The organism is Vibrio sp. HENC-03 (genome assembly GCF_000305755.2).
GTDB lineage: Bacteria > Pseudomonadota > Gammaproteobacteria > Enterobacterales > Vibrionaceae > Vibrio > Vibrio owensii.
In genome coordinates, this window is sequence record NZ_JH976064.1 from 898,249 (window position 1) to 918,045 (window position 19,797).

Genomic DNA, 19,797 nt, shown 5'->3' on the forward strand with positions numbered 1-19,797 from the left:
GAAAAACCAGAGGTCAATGTCGTGCTCGATCATCCATTTACTCAACGCGCTCTTGATGTGATTCGCTCGAAATCCGCAGGAGCGCCGCAATCACATCCTTTCGCAGTGACCATCAACTTTCATCCAGATCGAACTACCTCAAGAGGCGAGCCTTTGCTTAAGGCAATAGCCCAAGATGGAAAGATCAAATCCCAATTTGAAACCGGTACAAGCAATGGCGGACTGACGGCTTACGAAGGTGGAGAGCGTTGGCGTTGGGAGCAGCGTGTGTTTGATGGGGTGTACGACAATAGCCAACCAAATCAACGCCCAAAGTATGGCGCGTTAAACTTCTCAGGTTCAGAAGTTGGCGCTTCACCAAGATTTGGTTCGAGCTACTTCTTATTGAAACCAGAGATCAGCAAGCGAGCGACATTCTGTTATCCAGATAGCTTCTTCGAGCCAGAGCACTTTGCCACCATTGAACGCGTTCAACCCTTGTTGGATGAGTTAAACGCACAAGCGCCAGACAGGTTGGACGCCTATATCGAAACTCAAATCCACGGCGATTTGCGCTTAGAGGAAGATATTCAAGCCTTGGTGCTCGACCCTTCATTTAAAGGCACAGAGATAGAAGATTACGCTCGTGAATTGCCAGTTGAAATTCGTTGGCACAGTGGTTTTTGTGTCTCAATAGAAGACATCAATCTTTATCCATACTATCGAGGACAAGCCATATTAAACATCGCCAATCAGGTTGCAGAAAATGGCACGCTAACACCACGCATTATTGGTGAAGCGGTAAAAGCAAAAGCGTTTGACGAGCAAGATTTGAAAAAAGTCTGGCACTACTTAGCGCGATTTGGGTTTGATTATCGACAGACTGGGGATTAAAAGCCACCAGCCCATTTGTCGAAATCGTCGATCACGTTAAGCTCTTGTTGAGTACGAGGGCGCGGGTAATACGGTAGAGCAAGTAACTTCTCTGATGGCATTAACAGCCAATCTGGTGACATCTTCATGCGCACCAACTCTTGCTCATCATCACGGCGAACAAACATGTAATAGCCATCTGCGTGGGTATTGGCGTAGCTGGCTATTTGTACAATCTCGCCGCTTGGCAGTTTGACTTTGCGTCCCAAAGGATACAAACGATGCAGCGCAAAGCTCACATGTGCATCCTCTAGATAACCCTTTTTGAATCGAGAGATGCCAATCGCAGTCGACGTTGTTCGATGAGACCATCCCGCTAGCTTCAAGCCCTTGAGAGAATCTTTGAATGGTTGTCCTTTTGGCTCACCTTCATTGGAGATGAATTGCACCGTTAGCGCGTCACCTTGCTCATCTAAAATCTGCAAGAACTGCTCACCCGTTTTATCTGCCAATAATTTCACGTTACTGCTCCGCCAAAAGGTTTGTGAATGGAATACTATAAAGCCACCATCGCAAAGTTCAAGCTCATCCTCTCAATCCCTTTTCCCGATGAGTAATCGTCTCTACAACGAGAATGCACAGTGTCGGGTTCTACAAACAGCGTTTAGAGACAGACACAAGCAAAAATTGTTAGGGTGGGTTTATCTTTTTTATCGTGGGTTTACCATCACTTTTCGTCAATCTTGCTATGATGATTTGGTAACCCTTTAAGGAGCAAAGAATGAATCTAAAACGCTATGTTGTGTTGCCTATGATGGCAGCAGCGCTATTTGGCTGTGCTCAACACGAATCCGATGACACCGCAAAAATCATGACCGTTAATGTAGGTCCAGAACTGGTGGACTGTGTGGGTGTCGGGCCAATGAAATGCATGGTGGTCGATGGTAACTACTTCTATGATCAAATCGACGGTTTTGAATTTGAATCAGGTTCCGAGTACACCTTAAAAATCAAACGCACTCAACGATTTACTCCAGAGAATGCACCAGCTGATGCGAGCTTGTATCGATATGAGCTGATTGAAGTGTTAGAGAAGCGATAACCATAACATTCACCACCCATAGAAAAGGAAGTTTTATGTTTGGAAGTTGGAAACGAAACCGTCAAATTCGCGAGGTCGCAAAGGACATCACGCCAAAATTAGCACTCAAATATGGTGAGAAAGCAGATTATTCGAAGGAAGAGATCGACTGGGCGCTGAAAGAAAATGGTAAGACAGATGATACCTTTGCCCTGATCGCATACGGCATGTTGATTAGCCAAGCTGCTTACGTGCCGATGGGCCTGAGCCAAGAGCTAGGTGAACATGCTGACTTCCAATCCGAAGTCTCACTTGCTTTGTTTGACCAAGCGACAGATCTTGTAAGCGTCAGTGCTTTACTGACTTACGCGGAGATTCAAGACAGTCACAAACAACAGCCCGCTACCGATTCGGATGATTTCGATGCTGATGGCGGAGACTTTGGAGGAGACGGCGGTGGGGATGGTGGTGGTGAATAGCATCACGCCAGCATCTGTGGCAATAAAAAGCGACGCTAAGTCATCTCAATATTAACCACAAAAAGGCTCATCACGAGCCTTTTAGCTTATCACCTTGAGTAACTTAGAAGCTTCGTTTTGCTTACACCAAGCCTTTCAATTTCGCTAATCCATAAGCAGCGATAGTCACGCAGTCTTTGATTTCACCATCGATCATCATGCGCTCGAACGCTTCAACTGAGAACGAGCGTGTGATCAAGTCTTCTTCTTCACTGTCTAGCTGATTGCCTACTTCAGACAACTCACTCGCGAAATAGACATGGCAAGTCTGGTTTAAGAATCCATAAGCGATGAACTGCGCACCAACGTACTCCATCTTATTGGCGTGCATGCCCGTCTCTTCTCGAAGCTCACCTTTTGCTAGCTCAAGATGATCCGCATCTGGATTTGATTCCCACGCCCCTTGAGGGATTTCCCAGCAACGTTGACCTACGGTGTAACGAAACTGCTGTACTAAGTGAATCACGCCGTTATCGATAGCCAGAATCGCTGCACAGTCTGGCTTGTCGACCACACCGTAGATGCCCTCTGCTCCACTAGGACGTTGGATCTTATCTTCACGTACCGTCATCCATTTGTTTTGATACACCACTTTGCTGTCGAGCTGCTTGATGTCTGCCATGAGAGTCCTTACTGCTTGATTCTTCGAAATTAGTTATTGGATTAGAAGCCATTCTAGCGCTGTTTGCGTGTCAGTTTGTAGACGGTTTTCAAATTCAAGGCGCTTATTGGTATTCAATATATCCAATCAAAACAATCATTCATCGCAATGATTAGGATGGCGCGAAATGGCAAGTTTTCAATTCAAGGAACTCATATAGTTAACCCATCGACGCAAGGCATGGCTTTGCAAACTTGTTCATTATTGATTGAGGGTTCTTATGAGCGCATCGGATAAAGTCTACGGTTTCAACACTCCACAACGTCTGTTTGTTGGTTATACCTTGGCGGTATTGGTAGACCTTACGGTACTGAACTTCTATGACGAATATTGGGATTTCGTAACCATTGATTCATTTACGATTTCTTTCGCCGCGGCATTACTGCTTCAGTTGCTCTTGAAGTTGTCTATTAAAGCGGAACACAAAATTGCAGAGTACTTTAAATCGAAGCCGGGTACGGCACCTAAGATTTACCGTGGTATCTCGACTTACGTTATCTTGGTCGGTTCGAAGTTCGTGATGCTAGAAGCCATTAACATTCTGTTCGGTGACAAGGTTGACTTTAGTGGTCCTTGGAACGGTGTCGTCGCCTTCTTTGCGGTGGTGTTTACTATCCTGATTTCAGAAGTCATCGTCGGTAAGATTTACTTCAAACTTGGCGAGAAAGAACAACAAGCACAACGTGAGTTGGCAGAAAACAAAGCTAGCTAATAAGCAAGCTCGATGAATGCAAAACAGCATCGATAGAAACAAAAAAGCGCTGAGAAACCAGCGCTTTTTTCGTTTGTTTGTTCACTTAGGCCACAAGGATGCTCTTAAGCTCGTTCAACGATTCCACCGTGTAGCTTGGAGCAATACGCTCATCTACACTTGCGCCTGTGGTGTTCAACCAACACGTTTCAATACCAAAGTTGTTACCACCCAAGATATCAGAGTGCAGATTGTCGCCCACCATCAACACGCGCGTCTTACATGGGTTGCCCATTTGCGTCATCGCGTATTCAAAAATACCCAGATCCGGCTTAGCAATACCAACTTGCTCAGAAATCACCACGTGCTCGAAGTAATCGCTCATACCAGTGCGCTCTAGGCGAATCGCTTGCAGTTCAGTAAAACCATTGGTGATGATGCCCATTTTGGCTTTACCTTGCAGCGCTTCCATCAACTCTTTCGCACCCGGCAACAAAGTACAGATGTCAGCCATCGCTTCTAAGAAGGCGCTGTTGAGATCCGCCGTTGTGGTGTTGAGCTTTTCTGCCCACTCAGTAAAGCGTTTGTGCTTGAGCTCATTTGCCGTCACTTTGCCATCTTGGTAATCTACCCAAAGTGGCTTGTTGACCGTTTGGTAGTGGGCAAAATCTTGCTCGGTGAAGTCTACGCCTTTGCGAGAAAACATCAGCTGCAAACCTTTGAAGGCATCAAAGTGAAACAAGGTTTCGTCAGCGTCAAACAAGATCCAATCGTATTTCATTTTCTTCTTTCCAATATCCAGGTCGTTTTCTGCCGCATAGTCTAATTGTTTTCTTCTTGAAGATAATCTCTATAATTGGAAAATGATTGTATCGTTTTTCTCAACAATATAACTAATAATAGATACCCCAATAACCTAGGAGCACGCCGTGAATGCCATTGCGTCACTGCCAGTATTTGTCGCTGTCGTCGAATGCGGCAGCTTTTCCCTTGCCGCCAAGCAGTTAAACCTCACCAAATCGGCGATAAGCAAACGCATTAACCAACTCGAAGATGACCTTGGCATTCGCTTGCTTAATCGCACTACGAGAAAGCTCAGCCTAACCGAGGCTGGACGCCGATACTTCGAGTACGCTTCACAAGCAGTGAACCTTGCTCAACAAGGTGTCGATGCCGTTTCTGAGCTACAAGGCTCACCGCAAGGTCGGCTCAAAATCACAGCTCCCATGTCTTTCGGCGTATTGCACGTTGCACCACTTATCAGCGAATTTCTTGCACGTTACCCGAAAATTGAGGTCGATTTACAGCTAGAAGACGCCATGGTGGATTTGGTCGAACAAGGCTTTGACTTGGGAATTCGCATTGGCGAACTTGCGACTTCTAACCTTGTCGCTAAGCGCCTTGCTCCGTGTAAAAGCGTGCTGTGTGCCTCTCCCGAATACCTAGAAGAGTTTGGCGTACCAACCAAACCAAGCGATTTGGTGACACACAACTGTTTGCGTTATTCGTATTTCCGAGGCGGGGTCGAATGGATGTTCATCAACAGCGGTAACGAATATAAGGTACTGCCTAAGGGCAACTTTGTGGTCAACAACAGTGAAGCGATTCGCCAGTTGCTATTAAGAGGGTCTGGCATCGCACAATTACCAACTTTTATCGCAGCCAAAGACTTTGCAGCAGGCAACTTAAAACCGCTAATGGAAGACTTCTCTCTCCCAGAGCATGCCATCTATGCGGTGTTTCCTGAGCGCAAACACATGCCATTGAAAGTGCGTGTATTCATAGACTTCATCAGCGAAAAGCTTGGCACTGATACACCGTACTGGGATCGCTATTGATCGTTTGATACTGTGACCTCCCTCAGCACAAGCATAGTAATGAGGTGAGGGAGAAAATCTGCTAATTACAGAATTTTTAGTATTGTATTCAGCTAGAGCGTTTCAGCGATAAACCTTCTCCACCCGCCAGTATGTGTAATGTCCGTTGAACCATCGACAGCGATGGGTTCACATATAAAGCCCTTCACCCATTGGCCGGAATCTAACTCGACATTACCTAATCCTAGAGGGTGTGGAATTTGTTCAAGCAATGCTCCAATATGACGTTTTGGTATTCGCCAAATTTCGACTTCTATCCTCTTGCCTTGCTCTGGCATTCTTACCAAGCCCGGTCTTAATGGTGGTCCACCAGCAAGACAATAAAGCGCGTAGTTTTCAGACGTTGTTGTTCGCAGCTTGAAATTCGCCCCTAGCTCAATCAACTGATGATTTAACGTTAAGTCTTTCATGTGCGCCCCGCATACCAGCAGATCTACGCTATCAAGATTAACAAGCTGAATTTGAGTCGCACCAAGAGGCAAATTCATCATTGTTTGCCACTCACCAGCCAAGTTGATTAAGGTTTCATCTTGATATGCCTGAGCAAACAAAGTCACGCCAAATGGTAGCCCTTCATCGGTAAATCCGGCAGGTATCGCAATCGCGCTGTAATCCAACAAGTTCATGAAGTTAGTGTAGTAACCGAGGTTGGTATTGAGTGCAATAGGGTCGTCATTGACCTCCTCAATCTTGTAGATGGTGCCTGCCGTTGGGGTAAGAACAACATCAATGTCATCCATTAACTGATCACACTGCACTTTGTATTCTTGAAGTTGGTAGATGGCTTTAAAGGTATCTGCCGCCGAGAGCGCTTTGGCTCCACCGACAATCTTTTGAATCACATCCAAACAGTTTTCTTCATTACTCTCAAAGAACTCTTGTATCGCAGCATAGCGCTCCGCAACCCAAGGACCGTGATAAAGTAAATCTGCAGCTTGGATAAATGGCTCAAGATCAAACGGAATCACCTCGGCGCCCAATGCTTCCAAGCGAGCTACAGCCTGAGCATAAAGCTTACGATACTCATCATTACCGAAGAACTTCAATTGCGCTTCATTTGGAACACCAACCCGAACACCTGCAAATGTTTTCGGGTCGTCAAAGCTTGGCCCAATAGAACATCGTGAGAAACAATCCTTCTCATCGTATTTGGCAGCGACTTGATACAGTGCACTGAGATCCTCTGCACTCTTTGCAAAGAAAGTTACGCAGTCCAAGGTTCGACAGGCAGGAACAACGCCACTGCAACTCAACAAACCCTTACTCGGCTTTAGACCGTATAGGTTATTAAACGCAGCCGGAACGCGCCCGGAGCCAGCTGTGTCAGTACCTAACGAAAAGTAGACTTGGTTAGTCGCCACAGAGACCGCACTGCCCGAGCTTGAGCCGCCCGAAATATAACTTGGGTCGAAGCTGTTCTTCACTGCCCCCCAAGGGCTGCGAGTACCAACTAGGCCTGTCGCGAACTGGTCCATATTGGCTTTTCCAAGTGGTACAGCACCCGCTTTTATCAGTAGTTCAACAACGAATGCAGATTCAGAAGGTTGATAGCGGTATGCTTCACAACCCGCTGTCGTTTCTAATCCGGCTAGATCAATGTTGTCTTTAATGGCGAAAGGAACACCAAACAGAGGTAAGTCGTGGCTGCCTTTTTCCGTTAGGTAATTAATAAAAACATCCAGTTGTTCATCTGAAATCACTGAAATCCAAGAGTTAAACTCATCCTCTCGCACTTGCTGAAGTTTTTCAGTCAGAAACGCTTTAACGTCGAGTTCTTCAGAGCGATAAGCTTCTAGCAAATCACTAATCGTTAAAGGGGCTGATTGAGAGAAGTTTGATACGGTTGAATCATTCATATTTCTATCCTTAGAACCGTTATGCGGCACACGTGTTTACAACAAGGAGTGGCTCACCAGCATGAACTTGAGCGCCGGCATCATGACAAATGGAATCGACAACACCAGACACACTTGCTGTCACCTCTAGTTCCATCTTCATGGCTTCAAGTATCATCACGACCTCGTTTTCTTTGACCGTCTGTCCCGGCTCAACAAGCACTTGCCAAATATTGCCTGCGACATGGCTTTCTATCGCCTCTTGCCCTTCTTCGAGTTCCGTTTTCACAGATGATTGCTCGATTTCTGTCGCTACAAAGTTCGCTTGTCCTGACTCTTCCCAGCGTTGACGCTCTTCTTCAAAAGCCTTCTGCTGACGCGTTTTGCTCACATTGATCTCATCAGCATGTTCATCGAGAAAAGCTTGATAATCCGAGAGTGAAAATTCAGTCTGTTCAATTTTCACTGGATAATGACCTTGTGGGTGTTTCTCACGAATATCGAGGAGCTCTTCTGCACTGACTTCATAGAACTTAATCTGATCAAAAAATCGCAACAGCCAAGGTTTAGTGAAGGCTTCTGTTAGGCGGTAGCGGTTCCACATTTGCAGGGTACGCCCAACAAATTGATACCCTCCCGGCCCTTCCATGCCATAGACACACATATATGCACCACCAATCCCCACCGCATTTTCCGGTGTCCAAGTACGAGCTGGATTGTATTTTGTTGTGACTAAGCGATGTCGAGGATCCATCGGCGTTGCCACTGGTGCTCCAAGATAAACGTCCCCAAGTCCCATGACTAAGTAGCTGGCATCAAAGACGATTTTCTTTACGTCCTCGACAGAATCGAGGCCATTGATACGGCGGATAAACTCAATATTATCAGGGCACCAAGGCGCATCTTTACGAACCACCTCATCGTATTTTCGAATCGCAAGTCGTGTTGCTTCGTCGTCCCAAGAAAGCGGTAAATGCACGATTCGGGCGGGCACCGATAACTGGTCAATGTTATCTAACCCCGCTTCAATCGCTTCTAACTCTGCTAGTAACTGCTCTCTCGGTAACACAAGGTTATCGTAGTGAATCTGCAAGGAACGAATCCCCGGAGTGAGCTCTTCAACACCCAAAATTTGCTTCTGCTGCAACTTGAGCATGAGGGCATGAACACGAAAGCGAAGACGGATATCCAATACTTGAGGGCCATATTCAACCAGTAAGTAATCTTCGCCACTTGGACGATAAATAACCTCTTCACCATAGTGGTCAGCTGGAATGGTTTTGATGACCGGTGAGATAGGTTCGGCTTTTGGCAGTGCTAGTTCGCTGATCACGCCCGTTTCAATCTGAGCCAGTTGCACGCGCTCGGCATTTTCTGCGTCTTGCACCGACACCGGAATAAAGCGAATTTTGTCACCCGCCTTGAGTTGTCCCATTTTCCATAGGTCTGCTTTTATGATGGTCGCAGGACAAACGAAGCCACCTAAGCTTGGGCCATCAGGCCCCAGAATGACTGGCATATCCCCAGTAAAATCAATCGTGCCAACCGCGTACGCATTATCGTGGATATTGGATGGATGTAGCCCTGCTTCACCACCATCAGAGCGCGCCCAATTTGGCTTCGGTCCGATTAGGCGAACGCCAGTACGACTGGAGTTAAAGTGCACTTTCCATTCTGCGTCAAAGAAGCTGTCGATATCCTGTTGGGTGAAATAGTCCGGTGCTCCATGTGGGCCGTAAATCACCCTAATTTGCCACTCACCATCCAATTCGGTTTGTGTTATCGCGTCTAGCTTTGGCTCTGCCTTTGACACTTCTCTATTGAGGTGCAAAACATCACCAGCCACAAGTGCTCGCCCAGCGTGACCACCAAACTTCCCAAGGGTAAATGTTGAACGACTGCCAAGGTATTCTGGGCAATCTATTCCTCCATGAACTGCCAGATAAGTTCTAGCTCCATCAAGTACCTTGCCCAGTTTTAACACTTGTCCCGCTTCCACTTTTATACGGGTTTTCATTTCGATTTGCTGACCATCCAGTGAAGCTTCTATCGTTGCCCCAAACAGCACGATAAACGTGGCTTGATTGAATCTTAGCGTTGGGCCAGACACAATGATCTCTAACCCTGCCGCTGACTCAAGGTTTCCAACAAGGCAGTTCGCTAAACGGAAACTTAATGAATCCATGGGGCCCGACGGTGGCACACCAATATCCCAATAACCGGTGCGTGCAGGGTAATCTTGAATCGTGGTTTGCGTCCCGCCACTGAGCACATCAAAAGTATGAGGTTGGAATTCAAAACTGTTTAAAGATTGAGTCAGCACTTCGCCTTTTTTGACTAACTCACTACCGAGTAGTTGGCTCAGATAAGCTTGGTTGTGCTCAATGCCATAGACAGTGCTGCTATCAAGGCCGCGTTTAAGCTCTGATAACGCGGTCTCTCGGTCTTTCGCATGAACGATGACTTTAGCAAGCATAGGGTCAAAGAACGGAGAGACTTCCACCCCGGCCTCAATCCAATGTTCGATGCGTAAGTTATCTTGCTTCGCCCAGTCCACATGGCTCAATAACCCAGCACAAGGTTGGAAATTTTTATTGGCGTCTTCCGCATAGAGTCGAACTTGGATGGCATGGCCTTTTGATTCTAGGTTTGTGCCTGCTTTTTCCAGATCGAATGCCTGTGCACCTTGTCGAATCATCCATTCGACCAGATCAACACCAAACACCTCTTCCGTCACACCATGCTCAACTTGCAGCCGTGTGTTCACTTCCAGAAAGTAGAACGCTTGGGTTTGTTGGTCCAACACAAACTCGACCGTACCCGCGTTTCGATAGTTCACCTTGCTAGCAAGACGAATTGCCGTGTTCTGGAGCTCTGTTCGGGTACTTTCGCTCAAGTTCGGAGCAGGCGTTTCTTCAATGACTTTTTGGTTTCGGCGCTGAGCTGAGCAATCTCGCTCTCCGAGTGCAACCACATGTCCGCGTCCATCACCAAAAATCTGTACCTCGATGTGACGAGCTTGCTGAATAAACTTTTCGACAAACACACCGTCATTACTGAAGTTGTTTGCGCTAAGCCGCTTTACGCTATCGAAAGCTTCCGTCAGTTCATCACTAGAAAAGCAACATTGCATGCCTATGCCACCACCACCAGCGGTACTTTTCAGCATCACTGGATAACCAATCTTTTCTGCCGCGATAAGTGCTTGCTGTTTGTCGCTGAGAAGCTCCGTCCCGGGAAGCAACGGAACCTTCGCTTGTGTTGCAATACGGCGAGCTGAATGCTTCAAGCCAAACGCTCGCATTTGTTCCGCAGTCGGTCCTAAAAAGACCAACCCTTCTTGTTCACAACGTTCTACAAATTCTGGATTTTCACTAAGAAAGCCGTAGCCGGGATGAATGGCTTCCGCACCCGCCTGTTTGGCGATAGAGATAATCTTTTCTTGATCGAGATAGGTTTCCGATGCTCCACCCTTTCCAAGTGAGAAAGCTTGGTCTGCATCGACAACATGTAGGCTTTGCGCATCGGCCTCACTGTAAACGGCGACACTTCCGATATTGAGTTGTTTTAATGTACGAATAACACGGCAGGCAATGGCACCACGGTTAGCAATTAACACCTTACTAAACATAATTTTGTCCCTAAAATCCGGGTCGTCCCGGAAGAATAAAGAGCATCAAATAGGGTCGTCCCTAGCTCGTTTTCTCAGCTCATTTACTGGGATTTACTGCCAAACAAGAACCTCAACAGGTGTTGGATTGTAAGCGTTGCATGGGTTGTTTAATTGCGGGCAGTTTGACATGAGTACGATGGTATCCATGTGAGCTTTGAGCTCAACGTATTTACCAGCGCCACTGATCCCATCGGCAAAGGTCAACCCACCTTCCGCGGTAACAGGCACATTCATAAAAAAGTTGATGTTATGAGTAAGGTCGCGCTTACTCATGCCAAAATGCTCATTCTCTGAAACCGCAAGTAACCAGCTGTCACGACAGGCATGCATGCATTTTTTGTCAATCGAATAGCGGACCGTATTGCTCTCCGTCGCACACGCACCGCCAAGAGTATCGTGTCGACCACATGTGTCTGCGACGATTTCAAGCATCACGTTACCAAGATCTGAGAGAATTTTAGTGCCTGCGGTGAGGTAAACATTGCCTTGCTCTCGTATCGTATCAATTGCACTGTAACGTTCTGATGGGTCATTCGCATTGTAAAACAGCACATCCGCCGCTTGGTTGCCTTCAATATCTAGAATACGAACGGTGTGGCCTTTCTTGACCACCTTCATGTAGTAGTCACCCGCAGGAACGACATCTCGATAGAGCGCTTCACTTGGTATTAATTGGCTTTCGACGATCATGTTTTACTCCTTTAATAACGATGATGAGATTGAGAGGACGCTTGCTGAGTAGCATTGGTATAGCGTCGGTTGTTTTCAAAACCGCGCGCATTTTCTTCTCGATGATTTAGGCATGCATCACTTTCTAACATCGCCTCCGACTCAAACACGGATACTTCTACTGGTTTATATGGATAGGTCTCTGATGGATTGAGAGGATGTGGACACGTGGTCATCACAACCAAGGTATCCATCTCAAAGCGAAGTTCGATACAGTCATCGGCTTTACTGTGGCCTAAGTGATAAGCCAGATTGCCTTCTTCATCCGTCGCCACTTTGCTAAACAGATTGAGGTTTGCGGCCAAATCTCGCTTTCCTAAGCCGTATTTTGCCACTTCAACTAGCAAGGCATCGTAGCCATTTTGCTTCCATTGATTTCGCTCAGTTTGGTAGTCTCTTTCCCCCCATTTTTGCGCCACTTTCTGCTTGTTCGCGACACCACAAACGGTATCGATCCATCCGGTATCATCACGAACGATAGAACAGAAAATTCGCCCCATATCCGAGTACAAACAGTTACCCGTCGACAGTTTAAAGGTGTGTTGGCACTTCAATGTATCTGGCGCATTGTAGCGCTCTAGAGGGTTTGCAGGGTTGTAGAACAACACACTCAAGTTTGCTCCGCCTTCTAAGTCTTTAAACCTTACCGTGCGCCCTTTCGGCACCATCATAGACCAGTGTGCAGCACCGGGTAGTGTGTCGGAAAAAGACACGTCCTGTCCTATTAACATATTCAGTTCCTTATGCGATTTTCTTGAGAATAAGATCTCGAGGCGTTTGTTCAATTTGCTCCGTCGGGATATCAAACGTCACTTGAGCGCCAAACCTTTCCGGGGCTTGGTCATCTTGTCGAGTGTGGTCAAACACCCATAGGCGATTACCAAGGTGAAAACCTTCGCTGAGATCATGTGTGATCATAAATACGGTGAGTTGCTGCTCTTTCCACAGAGACTTAACCAAGGTGTGCATGTCCTTTCGAATACCTGGATCAAGTGCACCAAACGGTTCATCCAGTAGGAGTATTCTTGGCTTCTTGATCAAAGCTTGAGCAATCGACAGTCTTTGTCTCATGCCACCTGACAACTCATGGGGATACTTATCTTGAGCCGCAATGAGCCCGACCTGCTCTAGCATGGCTTGAGCTTGTTGCTTTGCTTGTTGTCTTTTGGCACCTAGTAAACGCCCAAACAAAGTGCTGGTTACGCCTTTGCCTTCAAACTCATAACCCAACATAACGTTTTCAAGTACAGTCAAATGGGGAAACACTGAATACTTTTGAAATACAATACCGCGCTCAACACTCGGTTCTTTAGCCAAAGGTTGACCATCCAAAAGTATGCGTCCTCTAGACGGTGTTTCTGTTCCTAGCAACATATTCAGAAAGGTGGTTTTTCCACACCCAGAAGCTCCTACAATGCTGACAAAATCGCCCTGATTCACCGTGAGGTTCAAACGCTCTAGCACAATGTTGTCACCGTACTCTTTCCACACTTGATTGATTTCAATAATCGGTTGCTGGTCAGCCATGATTCTCTCCTTGAGCTTGGTGATACCAAGGGCTTAGTTTTTGCGATGCCAAACGCAATAACCAATCCATGCAGTAGGCTAAAATCGTGATCCACAAAACGTATGGCAAGATCACATCCATTGATAAATAACGACGAACAAGGAAGATTCGATAACCCAAGCCCTCTGTTGCGACAATCGCTTCTGCCGCAATTAAGAACAGCCATGCACTGCCTAATGTGAGTCGCACAGCTTCAATCAATTTGGGCATGATTTGGGGCAAGATGACTCGGACAATGATCTGCCAACTATTAGCCCCAAGAGTCTGAGCTTTGATGAGTTGCTCATCAGGTAAACTTTGCACACGTAGCTGAATGTCTCGAATAATGATCGGGCACACTCCGACCACGATCAGCACCACCTTTGATACTTCACCGACACCAAACGAGATAAACAGAATAGGTAGAATCGCCATAGGTGGAATCAGTGAAACCGCGGTAATCACCGGTGACAAAGACGAGCGCACCAAAGGAATGATGCCAGTAGCAATCCCTAACGAAAGTCCAAGCAGTGCACTGATCCCTATACCCCAACCAAGACGAACCAAACTGGCGCTGGTGTCTACCCACATGAGGTATTCGCCCGTTCTCTTGCTTGACGTAAAAGCCATGCGGTCAATGGCGTCAGCAAAGCTGCTAAATGCTGGCAGTAACTTGTCTGCTGAATTTTCAGCTAACCGGGCATCAGATGCCGTGACATAAACAGCCAGCATGATTAGGAAAGGCATCACACCCAACATGACACGCCCAAACTTCGATGGGTAACGATTGATAACTTTGGTCATAACAACTCCATTTCCAATAACCAAATACAGCAATTACAGTTTGTTCTCTGCCGCCATTTGCATGTATTCAGAAGTAAATCGGAGTTTGATGTTATTTGGGTTTCCGTACACACCTGCATGCGTCTCTACGCCAATGAACTTAGCATCCGGAGCACCATCACCCAGTAACCCATGTTCGAAAGAGAACTCGCTGACTTTTTGCATTGTCGTGGCCAGTTTCGGGCTTTGAGTAAAAGTCACGGCATCATCGGCGGAGTAAAACATATTGGTCGCTTGCAGCTGGGACTTGTAACCTTCAAGGTCTGTGCCTGAAGCTTGTGCCATGTATGACTTCGCTTCATCGCCTTTGGAGTCGGATTGCATGACCGACATGATTTCATACCATGCGCCAGTCAGTGCTTTGCCCAGAGCAGGATTGTTTTTCAGAGTGTCTGTGTTCACCACAAGAAGGTCAATTATTTCGCCAGGAATATCAGAAGAGTCGAAAACAAAAGAGGTATCTGGTTGAGAAGTAATTTCGCTGAGCAGTGGGTTCCATGTCACGACGGAAGAGACATCATTAGTGCTAAACGCGGCGACCAGATCCGCATCCGACGTATTGACGACCTTAACATCTCGCTCACTCAGCCCAACACTCTCTAGCGCACGAGCCATTAGGTAGTGCGAAACACTCAGTTCAACGAGGTTGATAGATTGGCCTTTTAAATCGGAGAGGCTTTTGTCACCTTTGAGAACAATACCGTCGTTACCATTAGAAAAGTCACCGACAACCAGCGCGGTTGAATCTACGCCACTTGCAGCAGGAATGGTTAAGGCATCCATATTGGTCATCACAGTGGCATCAAACTGACCGGTGGTGAACTGGTTAATCGATTCGATATAGTCGTTGACCTGTACGACATCAATCTCAATGCCATACTTCTCAGCCCACTTGTCTAAAATGCCAGAATGGTCTGCATAATCCCAAGGCATCCAACCTACATAAATAGACCACGCGAGCGTAAACTTCTGTTTCTCTTCTGCTAATGCTGTTGAGGGAATTGCAGCGGCCAACAGAGTGGTGCCAAGCATTGCGGTGAGTACGCTTTTCCTGAATCGAGCTTTCATTGGAATCTCCTCCATGAGTCACACTTAGATATCAACACAAGAGACATAACCAAATGGCTTGGTTTAATCTCCCGGGCTTCTATCCCTCCGTGTGACCTCTTGCGAGGTTGACAACTCTTGACCCAGACACTGTATCAACAGCCGGAACCCTAGATGTCTATTGCCAAATTGTCCGTTAGATACACATAACTGTGCTTCTAACCTTATGCTCTTGCGACACAGTTATCAGTAATCCAAATCTCATGCCAAAAACTTAAGCCTTTAAATATCATAACCTTACTTGGAGTTCGTAATAGCCCACCACATAAAAGCCCACTAACTTAGTGCAAGGATCACCAAGTTAGTGCAAAGCAATGGAGAACCGCAAAATACCTTTGGAATCTGACCAATAAGAATGGTGCGAGATAGACTCAATCTGCACTTCTTAGCATTTGGTTAATCTAATGTTTCATTTTTAACAGGTGCGCAACCATCATAGGAGCGCTAACTTAAGTAGCACGTCAACCACACCGGAGTGTGAAGCTATGAAAGTACTGATTCAATACACCCAAGCGGGTAAATATCGTGACCAAGCGTGGGAATCACTGACGCTAAAAGCAAAAGGCGAGATGCAAGCTGTGACGCCTTCTTATGCCGCACAGCTTATTGAGCAAAACAAAGCGACGCTGGTAATGACGGAAGACGAGCAAGTCATCTTCCATTCTTAAGTAACAGGCATCGATAAAAAATGAGCTCAAATTGGAGCTCATTTTTGTTTGATTGGTGGGTGAATTATCACGATCAATCTTGAATGATCTTGTTGCCGCAGTTTTCGCAGATTAGATGACGAGAGAACTCATCCATAGACGCAAGGAAAGCACCAAAGACTGTGCTTTTTAGAAAACCAGAAATGAACTCCTTCTTACTGCGATTCTTATCTCCCTCAAAAGCACTTTTCTTTCTGACCAACACCACAACATGATGCGTTTCCACACCACACGAAGGACACATAACAACTTCCGTCTTTTTAGACATAATAAGCTCCTTGAAATCGATTCTGTTTTCTAAAAATTGTCTCGTTAAAGCCTCGCACTGACCTTCTCCCTCAGCGCTCGTGCATACTCAGTTAATCGTCGAGCATTGTCGGCGGTTTCTACGTCCCCACAGACTTGATCTTGATAGGTAATATTTGGGCTGGAATACACAGGTAGGAGGTTGTCTGAGTAGCTCATGATGGTTCCAGAATCACCACACAAAGCAGCATGAGCATAACGCTTGATCTGTGATTGGTTATCCTCTGTCGTCATGGAGTTGAGTGTTCTACTCTGAAGCTGAGATGACAGTGTTTTTAAATCATGTTGTGCCCACGCTAAATGCCCTAGCTCATGCTCCAAGGCGAATGGAGCAGCTCGTACATCAGAAACCACAAAGTTAGGAAACAGATCGACCCACGTTTCGGCGATTTTGTACTCAAAATCAAAGTAACTGTTGTCTTCACTTAGCACTAGCACAACATAGAAGTTTGGCTCTTGGTACGCACGCTCCAACAAATTGCGGTGTTGCAGATTAAGTTCATAATGGGAGGACAACATGTCTGCTGGCTTCGCGTTGTGAGCATCGAAGAATTCATAACCAGCGCTCTTACGAATCATGGGGATACATGAGTTTGAGAGAATAAGATTTGAAAGGGCTAAGTCTTCCTCGATTCGTGCTTCCAATGCTTCTATATCGAAATCGCTGAGAATGGAGTAGTCAAAGACGAATTGAACCCAAGTCTCGACTTTTTCTTCTTGGGGACATTGCGGAAGCGCGAGCTTTTGGGCATCAAAATAGAGGCGAGCACTCGCAAACACCGCAACAAAAATTAAGCAAATACTTACAACTTTCAGCTTCATACATTCTTCTTACAAATTTCGTAGGCAACAAATATAAGCACATGAAATTTATAAATTAATGAAACCAATATGTAAACAAGCGCTTATTGATTATGAGAATAAGCGCCGTGAGTATGTGTGATTACTCGTCCTCGTTTAAGCGACGAATCAATTTGGCAGGCGTACCGCCATAGAGACAATCTGGTGGAACATCACTGTTTACCACGGAGTTAGCAGCAATGACTGAACGAGCACCAATGGTGACCCCTTGGTTGATCACCGAGTTGCCACCAATCCAAACACTATCTTCAATGGTGATTGGTTTACAAAACGTTTCCCACTTAAGTCGGCTACGGTAATCCAACGAATGTGATGCCGTGTAAAGTTGCACACTAGGGCCAATAAGTACGTGGCTACCAATGGTGATTTTGGCTCCATCAAGCATGACGACATTCATATTGATGAAAGTCTCTTCACCGATTTCAATCGTCTTACCAAACTCACAATGGAACGGCGCTCGGACCATACTCATTCCAACTTTACCAAACAGATCCTTTTGCAAAGCATCACGTTGAGATTCGTCGGTATTGTTATTGAAGGCCTTCAACGCATGAGTTGCGTGAGTACGGATCGCTTCGATCTCTTCGTCTGTGCCGTTAAACACTTGGCCAGACATCATTTTTTCTAATTCGGTCACTGGATCATTCCTACAACTTTTGACCAAGATAGATTAACGTAAAAGAGGAATAAAAAAAGAGAAAAGCACGGGCTTTTCTCTTTCCTATTTTGTTGTTGTGTCACGCAGAGGTTATACGATTTCCCAGCTGTGAGTCATCTCAACGCCTTCGCCCAACATTAGACATACTGAGCAGTATTTTTCTAATGAGTCCGCCGCCACTTTAGCTACGATTTCTGGGTCTAGTGCTTCACCAGAGACTTCAAAGTGAATGTTCACCTGAGTGAAGATACGTGGAGCTGTTTCACGACGTTCAGTGGTGAGTTTCGCGTTGACAGAAGCCACTTTCTGGCCCGCTGATTTTAGACCATCAACAACGTCCACAGAGCTACAACCACCAGCAGCCATCAACACCATTTCCATTGGGCTTGGTGCCGTTGCACCGCCATTGCCATCCATCACGACTGAGTGACCAGATTGAGACTGACCGAGGAATTTAAAGTCTTCGACCCATTTTACTTCTGCTTGCATGGTTTCCCTCATTATTGCTTTTGCCTCATCGGAAACCTTCTACCAATGAGCGCTTGTTTCGTGCCGTTACTGTAGCCCTGTTGCGAGAAAGGGCAAAGAATTTTTCGTAATCACTGCAATTTTTTCGCTCTTACTTCTGTCTTCTTACGTAACATTCATTGAGAAAAATGACGTTTGAGGAAGTTATGAAGAAAGTATCTAAGCTATTGGTGGGATTCTCATTCACACTCCCTGTACTGTTCATCTTGCTAAGTAAAACAGGTACCGCCGATACCATGGATAAGATGAACGCATCTGGTAAAACTGACATCGCAACACTTGCAGGTGGCTGCTTCTGGTGTACCGAATCAGACTTAGAACAATTGCCCGGCGTGTTAGATGTTGTCTCTGGTTACTCAGGCGGTGATTTAGAAAACCCGACTTATCGACAAGTGTCTTCTGGCAAATCTGGCCATATTGAAGTGATTGAGGTGAAGTACGATCCTGCTGTCGTAAACTACGAACAAGTGCTGGACTACTTCTTCCGCCATATCGACCCGACTGACGACAAAGGCTCATTCGTCGACCGTGGTCCCCAATACCGCCCGGCGATCTTCTATCATAATGCGGAGCAAAAACAGATTGCTGAGCAGTTTATGATGGAAATCGACAAGGCGATGATCTATCCAAAACCGTTGAAAACAGAACTGATCGAGTTTGAAAAGTTCTACCCTGCGGAGTCGTACCATCAGGATTACTACAAGAAGAGTAGCCTGAAGTACAAATACTACCGCTACGCATCAGGTCGCGATAAGTACCTCGACGAAGTGTTTGGTGAAGACCGTAAAGAGAACCCAAAAACACTGCGTGAACTTATCAACGAAAAAGAGTTGGTGACGAAAGTGAAGGTGTACGAGAAACCTTCAGACAAAGAAATCAAAGCTAAATTGACTGAGCTTCAATACTACGTGACACAAGAAGAAGGTACGGAGCGTCCTTTTAACAACAAGTATTGGGACAACAAAGAAGCAGGCATTTACGTTGATATTGTCACTGGTGAGCCTTTGTTCTCATCAACGGATAAGTACAAATCGGGTACAGGTTGGCCAAGCTTTACCAGACCAATTAACCCAGGCTACATCGTAGAGAAAACCGACTTTAAACTGGTTTATCCGCGCACTGAGATCCGCAGTAAGTTTGGTGATTCGCATATTGGCCATGTATTTAAAGATGGCCCTAAGCCAACGGGATTACGTTACTGCATGAACTCAGCTGCAATGGAGTTTGTACCAGTGAACAAGATGGCGAGTTTAGGCTACGGCGATTACCTGTACCTATTTGATAAGTAGCTAGACCACTGTTTTAACCAAATTAGGAGTGAACA

21 protein-coding genes and 1 riboswitch are annotated in these 19,797 nt (G+C 46.0%); of the genes, 7 read left to right on the forward strand and 14 right to left on the reverse strand.

The window, feature by feature from the left end; translation table 11 throughout:
* Positions 1-21: 21 nt before the first annotated feature.
* The gene (locus VCHENC03_RS19340; protein WP_032802264.1) at positions 22-873 is read left to right on the forward strand and encodes a DUF3626 domain-containing protein; all 852 of its coding nucleotides are present in this window, start codon (positions 22-24) and stop codon (positions 871-873) included.
* Here VCHENC03_RS19340 and VCHENC03_RS19335 read toward each other — a convergent pair.
* On the reverse strand, positions 870-1,373 hold the full coding sequence (locus VCHENC03_RS19335) for a hypothetical protein (protein ID WP_009705070.1): 504 nt from the start codon (positions 1,371-1,373) through the stop codon (positions 870-872). The genes VCHENC03_RS19340 and VCHENC03_RS19335 overlap by 4 nt on opposite strands.
* A gap of 260 nt (positions 1,374-1,633) precedes the next feature.
* On the opposite strand from VCHENC03_RS19335, the gene VCHENC03_RS19330 reads away from it, so the two are divergent.
* Positions 1,634-1,954: a DUF4377 domain-containing protein gene (locus tag VCHENC03_RS19330; protein WP_009705071.1), complete on the forward strand. Its 321-nt coding sequence runs from the start codon at positions 1,634-1,636 to the stop codon at positions 1,952-1,954.
* Between the two features lie 35 nt (positions 1,955-1,989).
* Entirely contained in the window at positions 1,990-2,412 is a 423-nt protein-coding gene (locus VCHENC03_RS19325; RefSeq protein ID WP_009705072.1) for a DUF6559 family protein, read from the forward strand.
* A gap of 121 nt (positions 2,413-2,533) precedes the next feature.
* Here the strand turns inward: VCHENC03_RS19325 and VCHENC03_RS19320 are convergent, their stop codons facing one another.
* Positions 2,534-3,073: an NUDIX domain-containing protein gene (locus tag VCHENC03_RS19320; protein ID WP_009705073.1), complete on the reverse strand. Its 540-nt coding sequence runs from the start codon at positions 3,071-3,073 to the stop codon at positions 2,534-2,536.
* Between the two features lie 259 nt (positions 3,074-3,332).
* Between VCHENC03_RS19320 and VCHENC03_RS19315 the strand changes: the two genes are divergently transcribed.
* Positions 3,333-3,824 (forward strand): hypothetical protein, encoded by a 492-nt coding sequence (locus VCHENC03_RS19315; RefSeq protein WP_009705074.1) that lies wholly within the window; start codon positions 3,333-3,335, stop codon positions 3,822-3,824.
* A gap of 85 nt (positions 3,825-3,909) precedes the next feature.
* Here VCHENC03_RS19315 and yjjG read toward each other — a convergent pair whose 3' ends face one another.
* Entirely contained in the window at positions 3,910-4,584 is a 675-nt protein-coding gene (yjjG, locus tag VCHENC03_RS19310; RefSeq protein ID WP_009705075.1) for a pyrimidine 5'-nucleotidase, read from the reverse strand.
* A 148-nt stretch (positions 4,585-4,732) separates the two neighbouring features.
* On the opposite strand from yjjG, the gene VCHENC03_RS19305 reads away from it, so the two are divergent.
* Positions 4,733-5,641, forward strand: a complete 909-nt coding sequence (locus tag VCHENC03_RS19305; protein WP_009705076.1) for a LysR family transcriptional regulator — start codon at positions 4,733-4,735, stop codon at positions 5,639-5,641.
* A 92-nt stretch (positions 5,642-5,733) separates the two neighbouring features.
* Here VCHENC03_RS19305 and atzF read toward each other — a convergent pair whose 3' ends face one another.
* The 7 genes from atzF to VCHENC03_RS19270 form a co-directional block, all read right to left on the reverse strand.
* On the reverse strand, positions 5,734-7,536 hold the full coding sequence (gene atzF, locus VCHENC03_RS19300; protein WP_009705077.1) for an allophanate hydrolase: 1,803 nt from the start codon (positions 7,534-7,536) through the stop codon (positions 5,734-5,736).
* A gap of 19 nt (positions 7,537-7,555) precedes the next feature.
* On the reverse strand, positions 7,556-11,146 hold the full coding sequence (uca, locus tag VCHENC03_RS19295) for an urea carboxylase (protein ID WP_009705078.1): 3,591 nt from the start codon (positions 11,144-11,146) through the stop codon (positions 7,556-7,558).
* A 93-nt stretch (positions 11,147-11,239) separates the two neighbouring features.
* Positions 11,240-11,878, reverse strand: a complete 639-nt coding sequence (locus VCHENC03_RS19290) for an urea amidolyase associated protein UAAP2 (RefSeq protein ID WP_009705079.1) — start codon at positions 11,876-11,878, stop codon at positions 11,240-11,242.
* 11 nt (positions 11,879-11,889) lie between these two features.
* The gene (locus VCHENC03_RS19285; RefSeq protein WP_032802181.1) at positions 11,890-12,648 is read right to left on the reverse strand and encodes an urea amidolyase associated protein UAAP1; all 759 of its coding nucleotides are present in this window, start codon (positions 12,646-12,648) and stop codon (positions 11,890-11,892) included.
* Positions 12,649-12,658: 10 nt separating this feature from the next.
* On the reverse strand, positions 12,659-13,444 hold the full coding sequence (locus tag VCHENC03_RS19280) for an ABC transporter ATP-binding protein (RefSeq protein WP_009705081.1): 786 nt from the start codon (positions 13,442-13,444) through the stop codon (positions 12,659-12,661).
* Positions 13,437-14,267, reverse strand: a complete 831-nt coding sequence (locus tag VCHENC03_RS19275) for an ABC transporter permease (RefSeq protein WP_009705082.1) — start codon at positions 14,265-14,267, stop codon at positions 13,437-13,439. The genes VCHENC03_RS19280 and VCHENC03_RS19275 overlap by 8 nt, the downstream gene beginning before the upstream one ends.
* Positions 14,268-14,300: 33 nt before the next feature.
* Positions 14,301-15,374, reverse strand: a complete 1,074-nt coding sequence (locus tag VCHENC03_RS19270) for a putative urea ABC transporter substrate-binding protein (RefSeq protein WP_232310316.1) — start codon at positions 15,372-15,374, stop codon at positions 14,301-14,303.
* Between the two features lie 66 nt (positions 15,375-15,440).
* Positions 15,441-15,538: riboswitch (guanidine-I (ykkC/yxkD leader) on the reverse strand.
* A gap of 360 nt (positions 15,539-15,898) precedes the next feature.
* Here VCHENC03_RS19270 and VCHENC03_RS19265 point away from each other — a divergent pair.
* The gene (locus tag VCHENC03_RS19265; RefSeq protein WP_009705084.1) at positions 15,899-16,081 is read left to right on the forward strand and encodes a hypothetical protein; all 183 of its coding nucleotides are present in this window, start codon (positions 15,899-15,901) and stop codon (positions 16,079-16,081) included.
* 73 nt (positions 16,082-16,154) lie between these two features.
* Here the strand turns inward: VCHENC03_RS19265 and VCHENC03_RS19260 are convergent, their stop codons facing one another.
* The 4 genes from VCHENC03_RS19260 to VCHENC03_RS19245 form a co-directional block, all read right to left on the reverse strand.
* A complete protein-coding gene (locus VCHENC03_RS19260; RefSeq protein WP_009705085.1) occupies positions 16,155-16,388 on the reverse strand; it encodes a hypothetical protein in 234 nt (77 codons plus the stop codon).
* 44 nt (positions 16,389-16,432) lie between these two features.
* Entirely contained in the window at positions 16,433-17,248 is an 816-nt protein-coding gene (locus VCHENC03_RS19255; protein ID WP_009705086.1) for a hypothetical protein, read from the reverse strand.
* Between the two features lie 121 nt (positions 17,249-17,369).
* Positions 17,370-17,924 (reverse strand): sugar O-acetyltransferase, encoded by a 555-nt coding sequence (locus VCHENC03_RS19250; protein WP_009705087.1) that lies wholly within the window; start codon positions 17,922-17,924, stop codon positions 17,370-17,372.
* 111 nt (positions 17,925-18,035) lie between these two features.
* The gene (locus VCHENC03_RS19245; RefSeq protein ID WP_005438193.1) at positions 18,036-18,434 is read right to left on the reverse strand and encodes an OsmC family protein; all 399 of its coding nucleotides are present in this window, start codon (positions 18,432-18,434) and stop codon (positions 18,036-18,038) included.
* A gap of 185 nt (positions 18,435-18,619) precedes the next feature.
* Here VCHENC03_RS19245 and msrB point away from each other — a divergent pair, with 185 nt between their 5' ends.
* Positions 18,620-19,762, forward strand: coding sequence for a peptide-methionine (R)-S-oxide reductase MsrB (gene msrB, locus VCHENC03_RS19240; protein ID WP_009705088.1), 1,143 nt, complete (start codon positions 18,620-18,622; stop codon positions 19,760-19,762).
* Positions 19,763-19,797 lie beyond the last annotated feature (35 nt).